Below are 16,397 nucleotides of genomic sequence, written 5' to 3' on the forward strand. Positions count from 1 at the left end.
TGTTGCGCGTGGCAGCTCAGGTTTTCTCGACCACCAGGCGGCTGCCCTCCAGCTCGACCACCTTGTAAATGCCGGGCTGCGGCTCAGGGGTGTTGCGTGCCACTGCCAGCCACTGGGCGCCGCGGTAGTGCACGCGGGCAGTGCCATCGGCTTGCCAGGTGGTCACATGCACAGTACTGCCAATGTCCAGATTGACATCAGGTGACGCTGTGGCGGGCGATTTGTCCTCATGCCGCTTTCGCCACTGGTGCAGGCCAACGGTAAAAAAGAACCCCAGAATGCCTGCGGTGGCGATTTGCCCCGTCACCGACAAGCCCATATGGGCCGCCAGGGCACCTGCCACAGCGCCCAAGGCCAGCATCAGCAGGTAAAACGTTCCTGTGGCCAGTTCCAGGGCAACCAGGCCTCCCGCCAGTACCCACCACAGCGTTGCATCGCTCATTGTGTGTTCTCCTGATCTTGTGCGTTGTTGTTCAGCTCTGCCGCGCACGGGCGCGAGCACCTTGAATACACGCATTTTGCTTCAACACTGAATGTTATCCGCTAACAGCACCCAGTTTTACTTACACTCGAGTCCACATTGTCCAATGGTTTAGGCTTGGGTAGATATCAAGCCCGGAGATCGCCATGAAATTTCGCTTCCCCATCGTCATCATTGATGAGGACTTTCGCTCGGAAAACACGTCAGGCCTGGGGATTCGTGCCCTTGCGCAAGCCATTGAGAGCGAGGGCTTTGAAGTCGTCGGTGTGACCAGTTACGGCGACCTGAGCCAGTTTGCGCAACAGCAAAGCCGCGCCTCGGCCTTTATCCTTTCGATCGATGACGAGGAGTTTTCCAACGGGCCTGACCTGGATCCGGCCGTACTGAATCTTCGCAATTTCATCGGCGAGGTGCGGCGCAAGAATGCCGAGGTGCCGATCTACGTTTACGGCGAGACGGCCACGAGCCGGCATTTGCCCAACGACATTCTTCGCGAACTGCACGGCTTCATCCACATGTTCGAGGACACGCCCGAGTTCGTGGCGCGGCACATCATCAGGGAAGCCAAGAGCTACCTTGAAGGTATCCAACCGCCATTCTTCCGGGCCTTGCTCGACTATGCGGAAGACGGCTCCTACTCCTGGCACTGTCCGGGTCACTCGGGTGGCGTGGCGTTTCTGAAGTCGCCCGTCGGGCAGATGTTCCACCAGTTTTTCGGTGAAAACATGTTGCGAGCCGATGTGTGCAATGCCGTCGAGGAGCTGGGCCAGCTACTTGACCACAATGGCGCCATCGGCGCGTCTGAGCGCAATGCAGCCCGGATCTTCAACTCCGACCATTGCTTTTTCGTCACCAATGGCACGTCCACGTCCAACAAAATGGTCTGGCACCACACGGTGGCACCGGGCGATGTGGTCGTGGTAGACCGCAATTGCCACAAGTCGATTCTGCACAGCATCATCATGACGGGAGCCATCCCGGTCTTTCTCAAGCCGACGCGGAACCACTACGGCATCATTGGCCCGATTCCGCAAAGCGAGTTCGAGCCAGAGAGCATCAAGGCCAAGATGCGGGCCAACCCGCTTCTCAAGGGGCGTGACCCGGAGAAGATCAAGCCGCGCATCCTGACGCTGACCCAGTCCACCTATGACGGCGTTCTCTACAACACCGAGACGATCAAGGGCTTGCTCGACGGCTATGTCGACAATCTGCATTTTGACGAAGCCTGGCTCCCGCACGCAGCGTTTCACCCTTTCTACGGCACTTTCCACGCGATGGGCCGCAAGCGCAACCGGCCACAGCACACCGTGGTGTATTCCACCCAGTCAATTCACAAGCTGCTCGCCGGCATCAGCCAGGCCAGTCATGTGCTGGTTCAGGATTCACAGGAGACGAAGCTCGACAGGCATCTGTTCAACGAGTCCTACCTCATGCACACGTCGACTTCACCTCAGTACAGCATCATTGCCAGCTGCGACGTTGCAGCGGCCATGATGGAGCCTCCGGGCGGTACAGCGCTGGTCGAGGAAAGCCTTGCCGAAACCCTGGATTTCCGTCGTGCCATGCGCAAGGTGGAAGCCGAATACGGTAGCGATGACTGGTGGTTTGAGGTGTGGGGGCCCGAAAAGCTCGCAGAAGAGGGCATTGGCCGCGCCAACGACTGGGTGCTCAAGCGCACCGATGCCGACGGCGTTCAGACCTCCGATGGCGAGGATTCCTGGCATGGTTTCGGGAGCATGGCGCCCGGCTTCAACATGCTTGATCCGATCAAGTCGACCATCGTCACGCCGGGCCTGAACCTCAATGGTGACTTTGCCGACTGGGGAATCCCGGCCTCCATCGTGACCAAGTTCCTGGCGGAACATGGTGTCGTGGTGGAGAAGACCGGGCTCTACAGCTTCTTCATCATGTTCACCATTGGCATCACCAAAGGCCGATGGAACACGCTCCTGACGGCCTTGCAGCAGTTCAAGGACGACTACGACAAGAATCAGCCAATGTGGCGAATCATGCCGGAGTTCTGTGCCAAGCAACCCCGCTACGAGAAGATGGGTCTGCGCGACCTTTGCCAGCACGTGCACCAGATGTACGCCAAGTACGACGTGGCCCGCTTGACGACGGAGATGTATCTGAGCGACCTGCAGCCTGCCATGAAGCCGACAGACGCTTTCTCGCACATTGCGCACCGGACCACCGAGCGGGTACCGATCGACGAGCTGGAAGGCCGCATCACGACCAGTCTGGTCACGCCATACCCACCAGGCATTCCGCTGCTGATTCCCGGCGAGGTCTTCAACAAGAAAATCGTCGACTACCTCAAGTTCAACCGGGAGTTTGCGCGCGAATGTTCTGGTTTCGAGACCGACATCCATGGTCTGGTGGTTGAGACAGCGGTGGACGGATCAGTCGGTTACTTTGCCGACTGCGTCAAAAAAGGGTAATCTGGCAATGCGTCCCGCAACCCTGAGATACAAGGAGATTCAATGTTTCCAGAATTTCGTGAGTTGATCACCCAGCTCAAGGGCCACGATCACCATTTCACGCGGCTCTTCGACAAGCACAACGAACTGGATCAGAAGATCAGCAACATGGAGGAGCACATCCAGCCGGGCACCCAGCTGGAGATTGAGGCGCTCAAGAAGGAAAAGCTCGCGCTCAAGGACGAGTTGTACGAACACCTGAAGAAGAAGGCGGCTGCGTAGGCCTCGGGGCACCGTGGCACTGCACGCAAAGAAAAAGGCACCCAAGCGGTGCCTTTTGCATTCCTGCGGTTGCCAAGCAGGAAATAGTGAAGCAGGCGAGGGATCGCCTGCCCAGGGAAGTCAATCTTCCTCGCTGAACCCGCCGGTGGCAGCGAATCCCCCATCCACATACATGATCTCTGCAGAAATGCCCGATGAGAGATCAGACAGCAAGAATGCCGCGGCGTTGCCCACATCGTCGATGGTCACGTTGCGGCGGATAGCCGAGGCATCTGCCGTGTGCTTGAGAATCTTGCCGAAATCCTTGATGCCGCTGGCGGCGAGGGTCTTGATCGGGCCCGCACTGATGCCGTTGGCACGCATGCCGTGCTTGCCCACTGCCGTGGCCAGATAGCGAACCGACGCTTCCAGGCTGGCCTTGGCCAAACCCATGGTGTTGTAGTGGGGAATCGCGCGCATGGCACCCAGATACGAGAGCGTCAGAAGGGATGACTTCTCGTTGAGGTATGGCATGGCGGCTTTGGCCATGGCAGGAAAGCTGTACGCACTGATGTCGTGTGCGATCCGGAAGCTCTCTCTGGAGAGGCCGTCGAGGAGGTCACCGGCAATGGCCTCACGCGGAGCAAAACCGATCGCATGCACAAATCCGTCAAACTTGGGCCAGGATTGCGACAGGTCGGCGAAGAGCTTCTCGATCTGTGCGTCGTCCCCCACATCGCAGTCAAAGACAAGGCTGGAGCCAAACTCCGCGGCATACTCGGTGATGCGGTCCTTGAATCGCTCGCCCACATAGCTGAATGCCAGCTCGGCGCCCTGAGCGTGGCATGCTTTGGCGATACCGTATGCAATTGAGCGGTTGGACAATACGCCGGTGATCAGCAATTTTTTGCCGGCAAGAAAACCCATGGTGCTATCTCCGTTGAAAATTCCAGCAGAATTGTCTCATGCCTGAACGAACGTTCTTTTTTCACCATTTGAAGCGCTGGTTTGTCCTGGGCGTCCTGTCACTGCCTGCCATGGCTTTCGCTGGGCATGGGTACGCCTTGTGGGGGGATCTGAAGTATGGCCCGGATTTCAGGCATTTCGACTATGTCAACCCGGATGCGCCCAAGGGTGGGGAGTTGCGCCTGGTCAGCAACGTGCGCAGCTCCACTTTCGACAAGTACAACCCTTTCACCTTGAGAGGCAGCGCGCCGGCGTACCTGTCGGGCATGTTGTTCGACACGCTGTTGGCCGGCTCTGCAGACGAGTTGGGCAGTGCCTACGGTTTGCTCGCTGAAGACGTGGAAGTTCCGGCGGACAGGTTGTCTGCGACGTTTCGCCTCCGTCCCGAAGCCAGATTCCACAACGGGGATCCGGTGCTCGCCAAAGACGTCAAGCACAGCTTCGAGACGCTGCTGGGCCCGCATACCTCTCCCGGCTACAAGTTCATCTACCAGGACGTGGCCAGTCTGGAGGTGGTGGACGATAGAACAGTTCGCTTCCATTTCAAGAAGCCCAACCGGGAGCTGCCTCTCACCGTCGGGGGGCTGCCAGTGTTCAGCCACAAATGGGGTGATGAAATCGACCCCGAGACAGGCGAGCGTAAGACCTTTGACAAGGTCGTGATGGATATCCCGATTGGCAGTGGCGCCTACAAGATCGGCCCTGTGCGCTTCGGCAAAGACATCACCTATGTGCGCGATCCCGACTACTGGGGCCGGGACCTGCCCATGAATGTCGGCGCCAACAATTTCGACCGTGTGACAGTCAAAATCTACAAGGATTCAACCACCAAACTGGAGGCCCTGAAAGCCGGCGAAATCGACTGGATGCGGTTCTTCTCTGCAGGAGACTGGGCAAGGAGGGTTGAAGGAAAGCGCTTCGATTCCGGCGAACTTGTGAAGCAGGAGTTCCAGCACTCGTTGCCGGCGGGGTTTCAGAGCTATTTTCTGAACACCAGACGCCCCCCTCTGGACGATCGAAACGTTCGGATGGCGCTGGATCTGGCCCTGGACTACGAGTGGATGAACCGCCGGCTGTTCTACGGGTCATATACCCGCGTTCGTAGTCTGTTCGGCAATACGCCGTGCGAGGCGAAGGCCATGCCGGACAGTGCGCAGGTGGAATTGATGAAGGCCTACGGGGATCAGATTCCTTCCGATGCGCGGGGGCCAGCCTATGAGGCGCCACGGACAGATGGAAACCGCTCGCTGCGGCAAAATCTGCTGGAAGCACGCGAGCTGCTGGCCAGGTCAGGGTGGAAGATCCAGGACGGCGTGCTGCGTAATGCGCAGGGAAAGGCGATGGAGCTGGAAATGCTCGAAAGCGGAGAGGGTCGTATCAGGACCATCACACCCTGGATTCGCGCACTGGAGAAGCTGGGTATCCGGCTGAATTTCAGACAAGTGGACTTTGCCCTCTATCAGCAACGCCTGCGGACCTTCGACTACGATATCGTGTCGCTGGCATTCGGCGGAACCGCCAACCCGGGCATCGAATATCTGGACCTGTTCGGCAGCAAGGCGGCATCCACCGAGGATTCCAGCAATTTCTCGGGCATGTCTTCCAAGGCGGTTGACGGTCTGATCAACACGATGGTTCAGGCTGAGACCAAGGACGACTACCTGGCCGCGTGTCGGGCGCTTGACAGGACCATCATGCATTCGCACGTTCTGGTGCCCGCCTGGTATGCGAGTACCCATCGCGTTGCATATGATCAGACCAGACTGGCTACACCCACTGCGATGCCGCCGTATGCACAGGCCGAATCCTGGGCCATCGGCAACTGGTGGGCACGCCAGCCCTGACCCGCGTCACTCACCGATCGAGCAACCCACCGCCTACAGGATATGTGGTCCTACATCTTCAAACGTTTATTGCTGATGATCCCCACGCTGCTGGGGGTGTTGCTGGTGACGTTTACCGTGATTCAGTTCGTCCCGGGCGGGCCGGTAGAGCAGTACCTAGCGGAAGCTCGAGCAGCCACCAGAGGCGGCGCAGAAGGCGGCAGTGTCTACCGGGGAGATAGCGGCGTGGACGCGAAACGGCTGGAGGAGATCAAGGCACTCTATGGTTTCGACAAGCCTGCCCATGTCCGGTTCATCGAGATGCTGGGCCGATTTGCGCGGCTGGACCTGGGGACCAGCTTCATGCAGAACAAATCGGTGGGCGATCTGATTCTGGAAAAATTGCCGGTCTCCATCAGCCTTGGAATGTGGACGTTTCTCATCAGCTATGCCGTCGCGGTGCCGCTGGGTGTCGCAAAAGCCGTGCGCGCAGGCTCCCGCTTTGACCTGGTGACCACCATCATCGTCCTGGTCGGCTACGCCATTCCCGGTTTTGTGCTCGGGCTGTTTCTGCTGGTGGTCTTTGGTGGTCAACTTCAGTGGTTTCCGTTGCGGGGTCTGACGTCGGCCAACTGGGATGAGCTCACACTCTGGGCAAAGGTCACTGACTACCTCTGGCACATCGCGCTGCCAGTCACTGCCATGGTGCTTGGCAGCTTCGCAGTGACGGCGATGCTGACCAAGAACAGTTTTCTGGAAGAGATCCGCAAGCAATATGTGATCACCGCCCGCGCGAAAGGACTGACAGAGCGACAGGTTCTCTGGAAGCATGTGTTTCGCAATGCCCTGATTCCCATCGTCACAGGCTTCCCCGCAGCGTTTGTGGGCGCCTTTTTTGCCGGGTCATTGCTCATCGAAACGCTGTTCTCGCTCGACGGTCTGGGCTATCTGAGCTATGAAAGCGTCATCCGCCGGGACTACCCTGTGGTGATGGGTTCATTATTCCTGTTCACGGTCATCGGACTGGTGACCAAGCTTGTCTCCGATTTGTGCTATGTCTGGGTGGATCCTCGTGTCAAATTCGACTGAAGCCAAGATCGCTCACGCTTCCAGTGGCCCGTGGGCGAGGGCCTGGCACCGCTTTCGTCGCCATCGGCTGGGCTACTGGAGCCTTGTCCTGTTTTGTGCACTGGTCGCTTTGAGCACCATTGCCGAGCTCATTTCAAATGATCGCCCACTGGTGGTGCGCTATGAGAACGAATGGTATTTTCCCGTTGCTGTGGAGTACCCGGAAAGCGCTTTTGGAGGAGATTTTCAGACACCAGCCGACTACCTGGACCCTGATATCCAGAAGCGAATCAGCCATGGCAGCAACTGGGCATTGTTTGCACCCAATCGCTACGGGCAGAAAACCATCAATTACTTCGCGACATTGCCAGACCCAGCCCCACCTTCAGCCGAGAACTGGCTGGGCACTGATGACCGGGGCCGGGATTTGCTGGCCCAGCTGATTTATGGCTTTCGCCTGAGCGTCTACTTCGGCTTGGCGCTGACTGCTGTGGGCGTGATGCTCGGTGTCGTTGCTGGTGCCATCCAGGGCTTCTTCGGTGGCAAGCTGGATCTGACCATGCAGCGCCTGATCGAGATCTGGGGTGCCATGCCTGAACTGTATTTGCTGATCATTCTGTCAGCTTTGTTCAGTCCCAGCATCGCGCTTCTTCTCATCCTGCTCAGCCTCTTTGGGTGGATGGGCCTGGCCGACTATGTACGTGCGGAGTTTCTCCGCAATCGACAGCTCGATTACGTGCGCTCCGCGAAAGCCATGGGGCTGAGCAACTGGCAGATCATCTGGCGGCATGTGCTGCCCAACAGTCTGACGCCTGTGGTGACATTTCTGCCGTTTCGCATGAGTGCCGCAGTGCTTGCACTGACCTCGCTGGACTTCCTCGGCCTGGGTGTGCCACCGGGCACCCCATCGCTGGGCGAACTGTTGAGCCAGGGGAAGGACAACATTGATGCATGGTGGATTTCGCTGGCGACCTTTGCCGTCCTTGTCGTCACGATGCTGCTGCTGACCTTCATGGGTGACGCCTTGCGCGATGCGCTCGATCCCCGCAAGCAGCTGGAGACCGACGCATGAGTGTCTTGCTCGATGTTCGCGGCCTGACCGTGCGGTTCGGGGCCCGAGAGGTGGTCCGAGACATTTCCTTCTCCATCGGCGCCGGAGAGAAGGTGGCGGTGGTTGGTGAAAGCGGGTCGGGGAAGTCTGTTTCGGCCATGTCTTTGCTGCGCCTCGTTCCTGATGCCCGGGTCAGCGGTCAGGCGCTGCTTGACGGCAAAGATCTGCTCGCGCTCCCTGAGCGCGAGCTTCGTGGGGTGCGCGGTGGAGAAGTCGCTGTGGTGTTTCAGGAGCCCATGACCGCCCTGAATCCCTTGTACACCGTTGGCAACCAGATCACAGAAGTCCTGGAGCTCAAGCAAGGTCTTGGCAAGGCACAGGCCTGGCAGGCGGCCATCGAGCTGCTCGCCGCAACCGGGATTCAGGAGCCACAACGCAGAGTGTCGGCCTATCCGCATCAACTCAGTGGCGGACAGCGGCAGCGGGCCATGATTGCCATGGCGCTCGCGTGCAAACCCAGGTTGCTGTTGGCGGATGAGCCGACGACAGCGCTGGATGTGACTGTTCGCGGTCAGATTCTGCGGCTCCTCGAAGACCTTCAGCGCGAATACGGCATGGCCGTCATGTTGATCAGCCACGATCTGCACATGGTGCGCGGTTTTGCCGATCGTGTCCTGGTCATGCAAGATGGCGTTCTGGTCGAAGAAGGCAGCGTGGAGGAGGTGTTCACGTCCCCCAGACACGAGTACACCCGGCATCTGCTGAGCAGCCGCCCTGAACGCAATGTGGTGGAAGCGAACGAATCGGCGGGAGCGCAGCCAGAACCTGTGGTGAAAGGTCGAGGCGTCGGCGTGAGCTACCCCGTTCCGATTCCTGGATTCAAGGGTTGGTTTCGGAAGGGCAGCTTTGAAGCCTTGCAGGGCGTGGACTTTGCGCTTCAGCCGGGCCAGACCATTGGCGTAGTGGGTGAGTCCGGGTCTGGAAAGTCCACACTGGCACTGTCGGCGCTGGGCTTGGTCCGCCATTCGGGGGATCTGACCGTTGGCGGCACGGACTGGGCTGCCGTGCATGGCCGCAACGAGGAAAGGCAGCTTCGACAACGCGTCCAGGTGGTCTTCCAGGATCCGTTTTCCTCCTTGTCGCCGCGACTGAGCATTGCCGAAATTGTGGGGGAGGGACTGAGCATCCATCACCCATCGGTCCCCACCAGCGAGCGCATGGCGCGGGTAGCTCAGGCGCTGGTCGATGTCGGCCTGGCCGAGACGGTCGACGATGCCGACCACCTCCTGAGCCGCTATCCGCATGAATTTTCCGGCGGTCAACGGCAGCGGATCGCCATTGCGCGTGCATTGGTCGTTGAGCCTGAGATCCTGGTCCTCGATGAGCCCACGAGCGCTCTGGATGTGACGGTGCAGCGGCAGGTGCTTTCCTTGCTCCAGCAACTGCAGCGGGACCGAGGCCTTGCCTATCTCCTGATCACTCACGACATGGATGTGATCCGGGCCATGGCGCATGAGGTGCTTGTCCTCAAGGATGGTCGGGTGGTGGAGGCCGGGCAGTGGCAGCAAGTCCTGCAGTCACCGCAGCAAGCCTATACCCAGGAGCTGGTTCGCGCCAGCATGGATTGATCAAGCGTGGCCATTCAGGACATGCGCCTTGGCGCTACATTCCATCAGGGTCTGCCATGTTGTCTTCGGCCTGATGCTTGCTTGACAATTGTCAAGCTGCCCGCTTGCAGCCCGCTCTATAAAAGGGCTTGCACCGGGATATATGCGCTTTTACAGCTCCCTGATTCCGGATTGCATTCATGAGCACACACAGTTTGTCCACTCACTCGCCCAATGGCGAAACGCCCTCCGTTGACCTTTTTTCTCCTCTGCGCTGGTTGGCGGCAGGGTGGGCAGATCTGCGCCGAAACCCTGTGCCAGGCCTGGTCCACGGAGCGTTGCTGGCAGTGTTTGGCTGGATCCTGCTGGCCGTGGCCTGGAATCACTTCTGGCTGCTGGCGGGAGCGTTTTCCGGCTTCCTCATCGTAGCGCCCATTCTTGCCACAGGCCTCTACCACGTCAGCCGTTCGTGCCATCAGGGGCGCTGCGTCGGCATGAAAGACGTTTTTGCGCTCTGGACGTCGGGGGACGGGCGACTGATCCGCTTCGGCCTTCTGCTGGGTCTGGCTGGTACTGGCTGGGTTCTGACATCTGCCGGGCTGATCACACTCTGGTCAGAGGCACCGATCACCAAGCCGGCCGACTTCCTGCGGCATGTATTTCTCAACCCGAAGGTCGGCCTTTTCGAGGTGTGGGTGCTGCTCGGGGCGTTGCTTGCCGCTCCGATGTTTGCCTCCAGCGTCGTCGCCTTGCCCATGCTGGTGGATACCTCCGTTCCCGTGAGCATGGCGGTTGCCACCAGCTGGCGCGCCGTGGCCGAATACCCCGGTCCGATGGTTGTTTGGGCGTTGACCATCGCCGGCTGCATGGGGCTTGGCATGGCAACAGGACTGATCGGTCTGGTGGTGCTGGTTCCGGTGGTGGCACATGCCAGCTGGCACGCCTACTGCGATCTCACCAATCGGCCACACGATGGCCACCAGAAAGCCAACCCGACCTGATCGAGGCTGGCCGCGCATTGATTTCACGATGGAAAACACGATATTTGGTTACACGGAAGCTCAGATCGCCCAGTTTGGCCTGACATTTGGCGTTGGCGCGTTCATTCTGTACATGCTGTTTATCGTGTTGAACCTCGCGCTGGAGTCCAAAGCAGGGAAGTTCGGCACCTTCATTCTTTTTCTGGTGCTCTCACTTGGCATGCTTGGATTCATTGCCAAGAGCGTGATTCAGTGGGTGCTCGGCATCTGAGGGGCAGGCTGTGATGTGCACCAACTTGGGGCGCAGTCGCAGTGCCTTTGATGTCGCTTACTGGAGTCGCTTCGCAGTGCAGCAATTCTGTCTTTGCAACTTGCAAATCAGTGCTTAAAAGCGGTACAATCATTGCTTCACGACCAAATGGGCGGGTTACAACCGGCCCATTTTTTTTGGCTGAACCGAATTCACAGGTCAATAGCGAGAGCGTTGACGTGATGAATGGCACGCAAAACGCGTCCCACGGTATGCGTTTTGCGCAAGCCAGGCGTCGTTGGACACATTGAAGATCAGGCCTGCGTTCTGTTTTCCTGCAGGAGGAAACAGAGGACGTGGGCCGTTGAATACAGGAAGCGCGATTCGGCAAACATGGGTTGGCAAGAAACGGTGGCACAAACAGTGACCGGCATGGGATTTGACCTGGTTGATCTTGAGCGATCGACCGGCGGTCTGCTGCGCGTCACCATTGACTGGCCCTGGCAGCCGCCGTCACCGGAAGAATCATCCCAGCCTGAGCGCTTTGTGACTGTTGAAGACTGCGAGCTCGTCACCCGACAGCTCCAGTACCTGCTCGAGGTGGAAGGTGTCGACTACAAGCGGCTTGAGGTCGGGTCGCCAGGTATCGATCGCCCGCTTCGACACGAAAACGATTTCATCCGGTTCTCGGGCGAGGTCGTCGACATCACGTTGAAGGAGCCTATCGGCGTGACTGACGCCGGGGTGTCGGCCAATCGAAAGAAGTTTCGCGGCGAACTCGAGCGGGCAGAAGATGGAGAGCAATGGCAGGTGGTCTGGACCGACGCGCCGCCGGTAAAGCCAGGCGTTCGTGTCAGCAAGAAGCGGCCGCCGCCGCCGACGCAGGCTCTGGCATTCAGGCTGGACGAAATTTCCCAGGCTCGACTGGCCCCGATTGTGAATTTCAAGGGTCGCCAGGCAGTGCCAAAGAAGTCCGACGACTGACATTGAAGCAGATTTGAAGTTGAAGGCGTGAAACAACCTCAGGGCGGCTAGCCAAGTGTTGATCACACCGGTGAGTGAATTTTTTGAATAACTTGCAGAAGACGCACGGAAAGGTGGGCGAGTGAAATGAACCGCGAAATGTTGATGCTGATCGATGCCATCTCGCGCGAGAAGAACGTTGAGCGAGATGTGGTCATGGGCGCAGTGGAACAGGCGCTCGCCTCCGCAACCAAGAAGCTCTACAAAGGTGATGTCGAAATCCGTGTGGCCATTGACCCGGATTCCGGCGCCTATGAAACTTTCCGTCGCTGGCTGGTGGTGCCTGATGAAGCAGGCCTGCAGAACCCGGACGCCGAAGAGCTGCTGACTGACGCCAAAGACGACCTGCCCGATATCGAGGTGGGTGACTACATCGAGAAGGGCGTTGAAAGCGTGCCGATCGGCCGCATCGGCGCCATGGCAGCCAAGCAGGTCATTCTTCAGCGCATCCGCGACGCCGAACGCGAAATGCTGCTCAACGATTTCATGTCGCGTGGCGACAAAGTCTTCGTGGGCACCGTCAAGCGCATGGACAAAGGCGACATGATTGTCGAGAGTGGCCGTGTTGAAGGTCGCCTGCGTCGCAGCGAAATGATCCCCAAGGAGAATTTCCGCAGCGGAGACCGCGTGCGCGCCATGATCATGGAAGTGGACCTCACGCTGCGTGGCGCGCCCATTCTGCTCTCGCGTTCTGCTCCGGAGTTCATGGTCGAGCTGTTCCGCCAGGAAGTGCCTGAAATCGAGCAAGGCCTGCTGGAGATCAAGTCCTGCTCGCGTGACGCTGGCTCCCGTGCCAAGATCGCGGTGCTGTCGCATGACAAGCGGATCGACCCCATCGGCACCTGTGTCGGTGTTCGCGGTACGCGCGTCAATGCAGTGACCAATGAACTCGCCGGCGAGCGTGTGGACATCGTTCTCTGGAGCGAAGACCCTGCCCAGTTTGTCATTGGCGCCCTGGCTCCCGCCAACGTCGTCTCCATTGTGGTCGACGAAGAGCGCCACGCCATGGATGTCGTGGTAGATGAAGACAACCTGGCCATTGCCATTGGACGCGGTGGACAAAACGTTCGCCTGGCTTCCGATCTGACAGGCTGGCGCATCAACATCATGACGGCTGACGAGTCGGCGCAGAAGCAGGCCGAAGAAGCAGAAGGCATCCGCTCACTGTTCATGAGCAAGCTCGATGTTGACCAGGAAATCGCTGACATCCTGATCGAGGAAGGCTTCACCAGCCTGGAAGAGGTGGCCTATGTGCCGCTGCAGGAAATGCTGGAAATCGAGGCGTTTGACGAGGAGACCGTCAACGAGCTGCGTGCTCGCGCCAAAGACGCCCTCCTGACGATGGAAATTGCCCACGAGGAAAACGTTGACGAAGTTTCCCAGGATCTTCGCGACCTTGAGGGCATGAATGCGGACCTCATTGGCAAGCTGGCCGATGGTGGCATCCATACAAGAGACGACCTCGCAGATCTTGCGACCGATGAGCTTACCGAGTTGACCGGCCTGAGCGAAGACGAGGCCACTGAAATGATCATGAAGGCCCGCGCCCACTGGTTTACCGACGATGAGTCGCCTGCTGCAACCAACTGATTGCAGCGGAGGCCTGAGCGGAGAGAGATACCCATATGTCAAGTACCACAGTCGCTGAACTCGCAGCCGAGCTCAACAAGCCAACGTCTCAGTTGCTCGAGCAACTGACGGCCGCAGGCGTGAGCAAGCGCGCCGCGACCGATTCCGTATCCGAAGCAGACAAGCAGTCTTTGCTGAACTACCTGAAAGCCAGCCACGGCACATCCACTGGCGGCCGCAAGAAGATCACGCTGACGAAGAAGTCCACGACGGAAATCAAGCAAGCTGACGCCAGCGGACGCGCTCGCACCATTCAGGTGGAGGTGCGCAAGAAGCGCACTTTCATCAAGCGTGACGAAGAAGCCGTCGCTGCGCCAGCTGCAGATACGCCTGCAGAAGAGGTGCCGGTAGCTGCTGCCCCTGTCGTCGATGATGCCGAGCTGGCACGTCGCGAAGAAGAAGCGCGCCGCCAGGCCGAGCTCCTTCGCCGTCAGGAAGAGGAGCTGGCGCAGAAACGGCGTGAACGCGAAGAACAAGAGGCCAAGGAGGCCGCGCAGCAAGCTGCTGCACAGGCAGAGGCAGATGCCGCTGCATCCAAGGCAGCAGAAGAGCAGGCGTCCAGCGAGACTTCTGCCCAAGCCGATGCACCTGCCTCAGAAGCTGCCACAGAGGATTCTGCGCCCGCACCTGAGGTTGCCGCTGCACCGAAAGCAGCCAAAGCCAGCAACAAGTCCAGCAAGGCTGCCCAGAAAGCGGAGGAAGACGCTCGCGCCAAGGAACTTGAGGCTCGCCGCCGCAAGGCTGAAGCGGAGGCAGCGAGCATCCGCGCCATGATGGCAGCCCCTGCCAAGACCCTGGTGGCCAAGAAGGAAGGTGAGCAAGGTATCAAGGGCACTTTGCACAAGCCCTCGGGCACCGGCGCTCGCTCCGGCGGCGCCGGCACCAAGAAGGAAATCCGGTCGGAAAACCTGTCATCTACCTGGAAGGAAGATGCGAGCCGCAAGCGCGAGATCAAAACGCGTGGTGATACCGGTGCTGGCCGTCCAGGCTGGCGCAGTGGGCCGCGTGGTGGCAAGCGGGGTGACCGCAATGCTGCACGAGGCGCATCTCAATCCAACTTCGTGCCACCGACCGAAGTCAAGGTCATCGAAGTCCATGTGCCTGAGACCATCACGGTTGCTGAGCTTTCCCACAAGATGGCGGTCAAGTCATCCGAGGTGATCAAGCATTTGATGAAGCTCGGCCAGATGGTCACCATCAACCAGTCGCTGGACCAGGACACGGCCATGATTGTGGTCGAAGAAATGGGCCACAAGGCCATCCAGGCAGCGCTGGACGACCCGGAGGCATTCACCGAAGAGGAAGTGCAAGGTCAGCAAGCCGAGCAGATGCCCCGTGCGCCCGTGGTCACTGTCATGGGTCACGTTGACCACGGCAAGACCTCGCTGCTGGACTACATTCGCCGGTCCAAAGTGGCCGCAGGCGAAGCGGGTGGCATTACGCAGCACATTGGTGCCTACCACGTGGATACCCCGCGCGGGATGGTGACATTCCTCGATACCCCGGGTCACGAGGCGTTCACCGCCATGCGTGCCCGTGGTGCACAGGCAACTGATATTGTTATCCTGGTTTGTGCGGCAGACGATGGCGTCATGCCTCAGACCAAGGAAGCCATCAAGCACGCCAAGGCTGCCGGAGTACCCATCGTCGTGGCGCTGACCAAGGCAGACAAGCCTGACGCCAACCCGGACCGCGTTCGCGACGAGCTGGTAAGCGAAGAGGTGCTGCCCGAGGAGTACGGTGGTGATTCACCGTTCATCTCGGTTTCGGCCAAGACCGGGCAGGGCATCGACGACTTGCTGGAGCAGGTTCTCCTCCAGGCCGAAGTGCTGGAGCTGAAGGCGCCAGTTGAAGCCATGGCCAAGGGTATTGTGGTTGAAGCACGACTGGACAAAGGTCGCGGTTCGGTGGCCACGATCCTGGTTCAATCCGGCACGCTCAAGGTGGGCGACGTTGTCCTGGCAGGTCAGACCTCGGGCCGTGTTCGCGCCATGCTCGACGAAGACGGTCGCCAGACCAAAGAAGCTGGCCCTTCCATCCCTGTGGAGATTCAGGGCCTCAACGAGGTGCCGCAGGCCGGTGACGAGTTCATGGTGCTGGCGGACGAGCGTCGGGCTCGCGAGATTGCCACGTACCGTGCTGGCAAGTACCGCAGCACCAAGCTGGCCAAACAGCAAGCGGCCAAGCTCGAAAACATGTTTGCCGAGATGACAGCTGGCGAGGTCAAGACCCTGCCCATCATCATCAAGGCCGACGTTCAAGGCTCGCAGGAAGCGCTGGCAGCTTCGCTCCAGAAACTCTCGACCGACGAAGTCAAGATCCAGCTGGTCTATGCCGGTGTGGGTGGTATCAGCGAATCCGACATCAACCTGGCCATTGCGTCCGGCGCCGTGGTGATTGGCTTCAACACCCGTGCCGACGCAGGCGCACGCAAGCTCGCCGAGCACAACGAAGTGGATGTTCGTTACTACAACATCATCTACGACGCAGTGGACGAGCTCAAGGCAGCCATGTCCGGCATGTTGGCTCCGGAGAAGAAGGAAGAGGTCATCGGTATGGCCGAGATCCGGACCGTCTTCGTGGCTTCGAAGATCGGCACGGTGGCAGGCTGCATGATCACGCAAGGCCAGGCAACGCGTTCTGCGCATTTCCGCCTGCTGCGCGACAACGTGGTGGTCTACACCGGCGAGATCGAATCCCTCAAGCGCCTCAAGGACGACGTTCGCGAAGTCAAGGAAGGCTTCGAGTGCGGTATCAAGCTCAAGAACTACAACGACATCAAAGAAGGTGATCAGCTGGAGTTCTTCGAGGTCAAGGAGATCGCCCGCTCGCTGTAAG

13 protein-coding genes are annotated in these 16,397 nt (G+C 59.2%); 11 read left to right on the forward strand and 2 right to left on the reverse strand.

Annotated elements, in window-relative coordinates; genetic code table 11:
- Window positions 1-16: 16 nt before the first annotated feature.
- Complete coding sequence (locus tag ABWV89_RS04280; RefSeq protein WP_353394575.1) at window positions 17-442, reverse strand: NfeD family protein; 426 nt, start codon at window positions 440-442, stop codon at window positions 17-19.
- Between the two features lie 185 nt (window positions 443-627).
- Between ABWV89_RS04280 and ABWV89_RS04285 the strand changes: the two genes are divergently transcribed.
- On the forward strand, window positions 628-2,922 hold the full coding sequence (locus ABWV89_RS04285) for an Orn/Lys/Arg family decarboxylase (protein WP_353394578.1): 2,295 nt from the start codon (window positions 628-630) through the stop codon (window positions 2,920-2,922).
- Window positions 2,923-2,964: 42 nt separating this feature from the next.
- Window positions 2,965-3,183 (forward strand): HP1242/YdcH family protein, encoded by a 219-nt coding sequence (locus tag ABWV89_RS04290; RefSeq protein WP_353394581.1) that lies wholly within the window; start codon window positions 2,965-2,967, stop codon window positions 3,181-3,183.
- Between the two features lie 120 nt (window positions 3,184-3,303).
- Here the strand turns inward: ABWV89_RS04290 and fabI are convergent, their stop codons facing one another.
- Complete coding sequence (gene fabI / locus ABWV89_RS04295; protein ID WP_353394584.1) at window positions 3,304-4,089, reverse strand: enoyl-ACP reductase FabI; 786 nt, start codon at window positions 4,087-4,089, stop codon at window positions 3,304-3,306.
- A 38-nt stretch (window positions 4,090-4,127) separates the two neighbouring features.
- Between fabI and ABWV89_RS04300 the strand changes: the two genes are divergently transcribed.
- The 9 genes from ABWV89_RS04300 (at window position 4,128) to infB (ending at window position 16,396) form a co-directional block, all read left to right on the forward strand.
- A complete protein-coding gene (locus ABWV89_RS04300) occupies window positions 4,128-5,972 on the forward strand; it encodes an extracellular solute-binding protein (protein WP_502903128.1) in 1,845 nt (614 codons plus the stop codon).
- 42 nt (window positions 5,973-6,014) lie between these two features.
- A complete protein-coding gene (locus ABWV89_RS04305; RefSeq protein ID WP_353394587.1) occupies window positions 6,015-7,040 on the forward strand; it encodes a microcin C ABC transporter permease YejB in 1,026 nt (341 codons plus the stop codon).
- Window positions 7,006-8,091: an ABC transporter permease gene (locus ABWV89_RS04310; protein ID WP_353394590.1), complete on the forward strand. Its 1,086-nt coding sequence runs from the start codon at window positions 7,006-7,008 to the stop codon at window positions 8,089-8,091. The genes ABWV89_RS04305 and ABWV89_RS04310 overlap by 35 nt, the downstream gene beginning before the upstream one ends.
- On the forward strand, window positions 8,088-9,698 hold the full coding sequence (locus ABWV89_RS04315) for an ABC transporter ATP-binding protein (RefSeq protein WP_353394593.1): 1,611 nt from the start codon (window positions 8,088-8,090) through the stop codon (window positions 9,696-9,698). Before ABWV89_RS04310 ends, ABWV89_RS04315 begins: the two co-directional genes overlap by 4 nt.
- A 179-nt stretch (window positions 9,699-9,877) precedes the next feature.
- A complete protein-coding gene (locus ABWV89_RS04320) occupies window positions 9,878-10,678 on the forward strand; it encodes a DUF2189 domain-containing protein (RefSeq protein WP_353394596.1) in 801 nt (266 codons plus the stop codon).
- 28 nt (window positions 10,679-10,706) lie between these two features.
- Complete coding sequence (locus ABWV89_RS04325; protein ID WP_353394599.1) at window positions 10,707-10,928, forward strand: DUF2788 domain-containing protein; 222 nt, start codon at window positions 10,707-10,709, stop codon at window positions 10,926-10,928.
- A 372-nt stretch (window positions 10,929-11,300) separates the two neighbouring features.
- Window positions 11,301-11,891 (forward strand): ribosome maturation factor RimP, encoded by a 591-nt coding sequence (gene rimP / locus ABWV89_RS04330; protein WP_353394602.1) that lies wholly within the window; start codon window positions 11,301-11,303, stop codon window positions 11,889-11,891.
- Window positions 11,892-12,017: 126 nt separating this feature from the next.
- On the forward strand, window positions 12,018-13,520 hold the full coding sequence (nusA, locus tag ABWV89_RS04335) for a transcription termination factor NusA (RefSeq protein WP_353394604.1): 1,503 nt from the start codon (window positions 12,018-12,020) through the stop codon (window positions 13,518-13,520).
- 35 nt (window positions 13,521-13,555) lie between these two features.
- Window positions 13,556-16,396: a translation initiation factor IF-2 gene (gene infB / locus ABWV89_RS04340; protein ID WP_353394607.1), complete on the forward strand. Its 2,841-nt coding sequence runs from the start codon at window positions 13,556-13,558 to the stop codon at window positions 16,394-16,396.
- Window position 16,397: the final 1 nt, after the last annotated feature.

Origin of the sequence: Hydrogenophaga sp. 5NK40-0174, assembly GCF_040372165.1 — a bacterium.
Taxonomy (GTDB): domain Bacteria; phylum Pseudomonadota; class Gammaproteobacteria; order Burkholderiales; family Burkholderiaceae_C; genus Hydrogenophaga.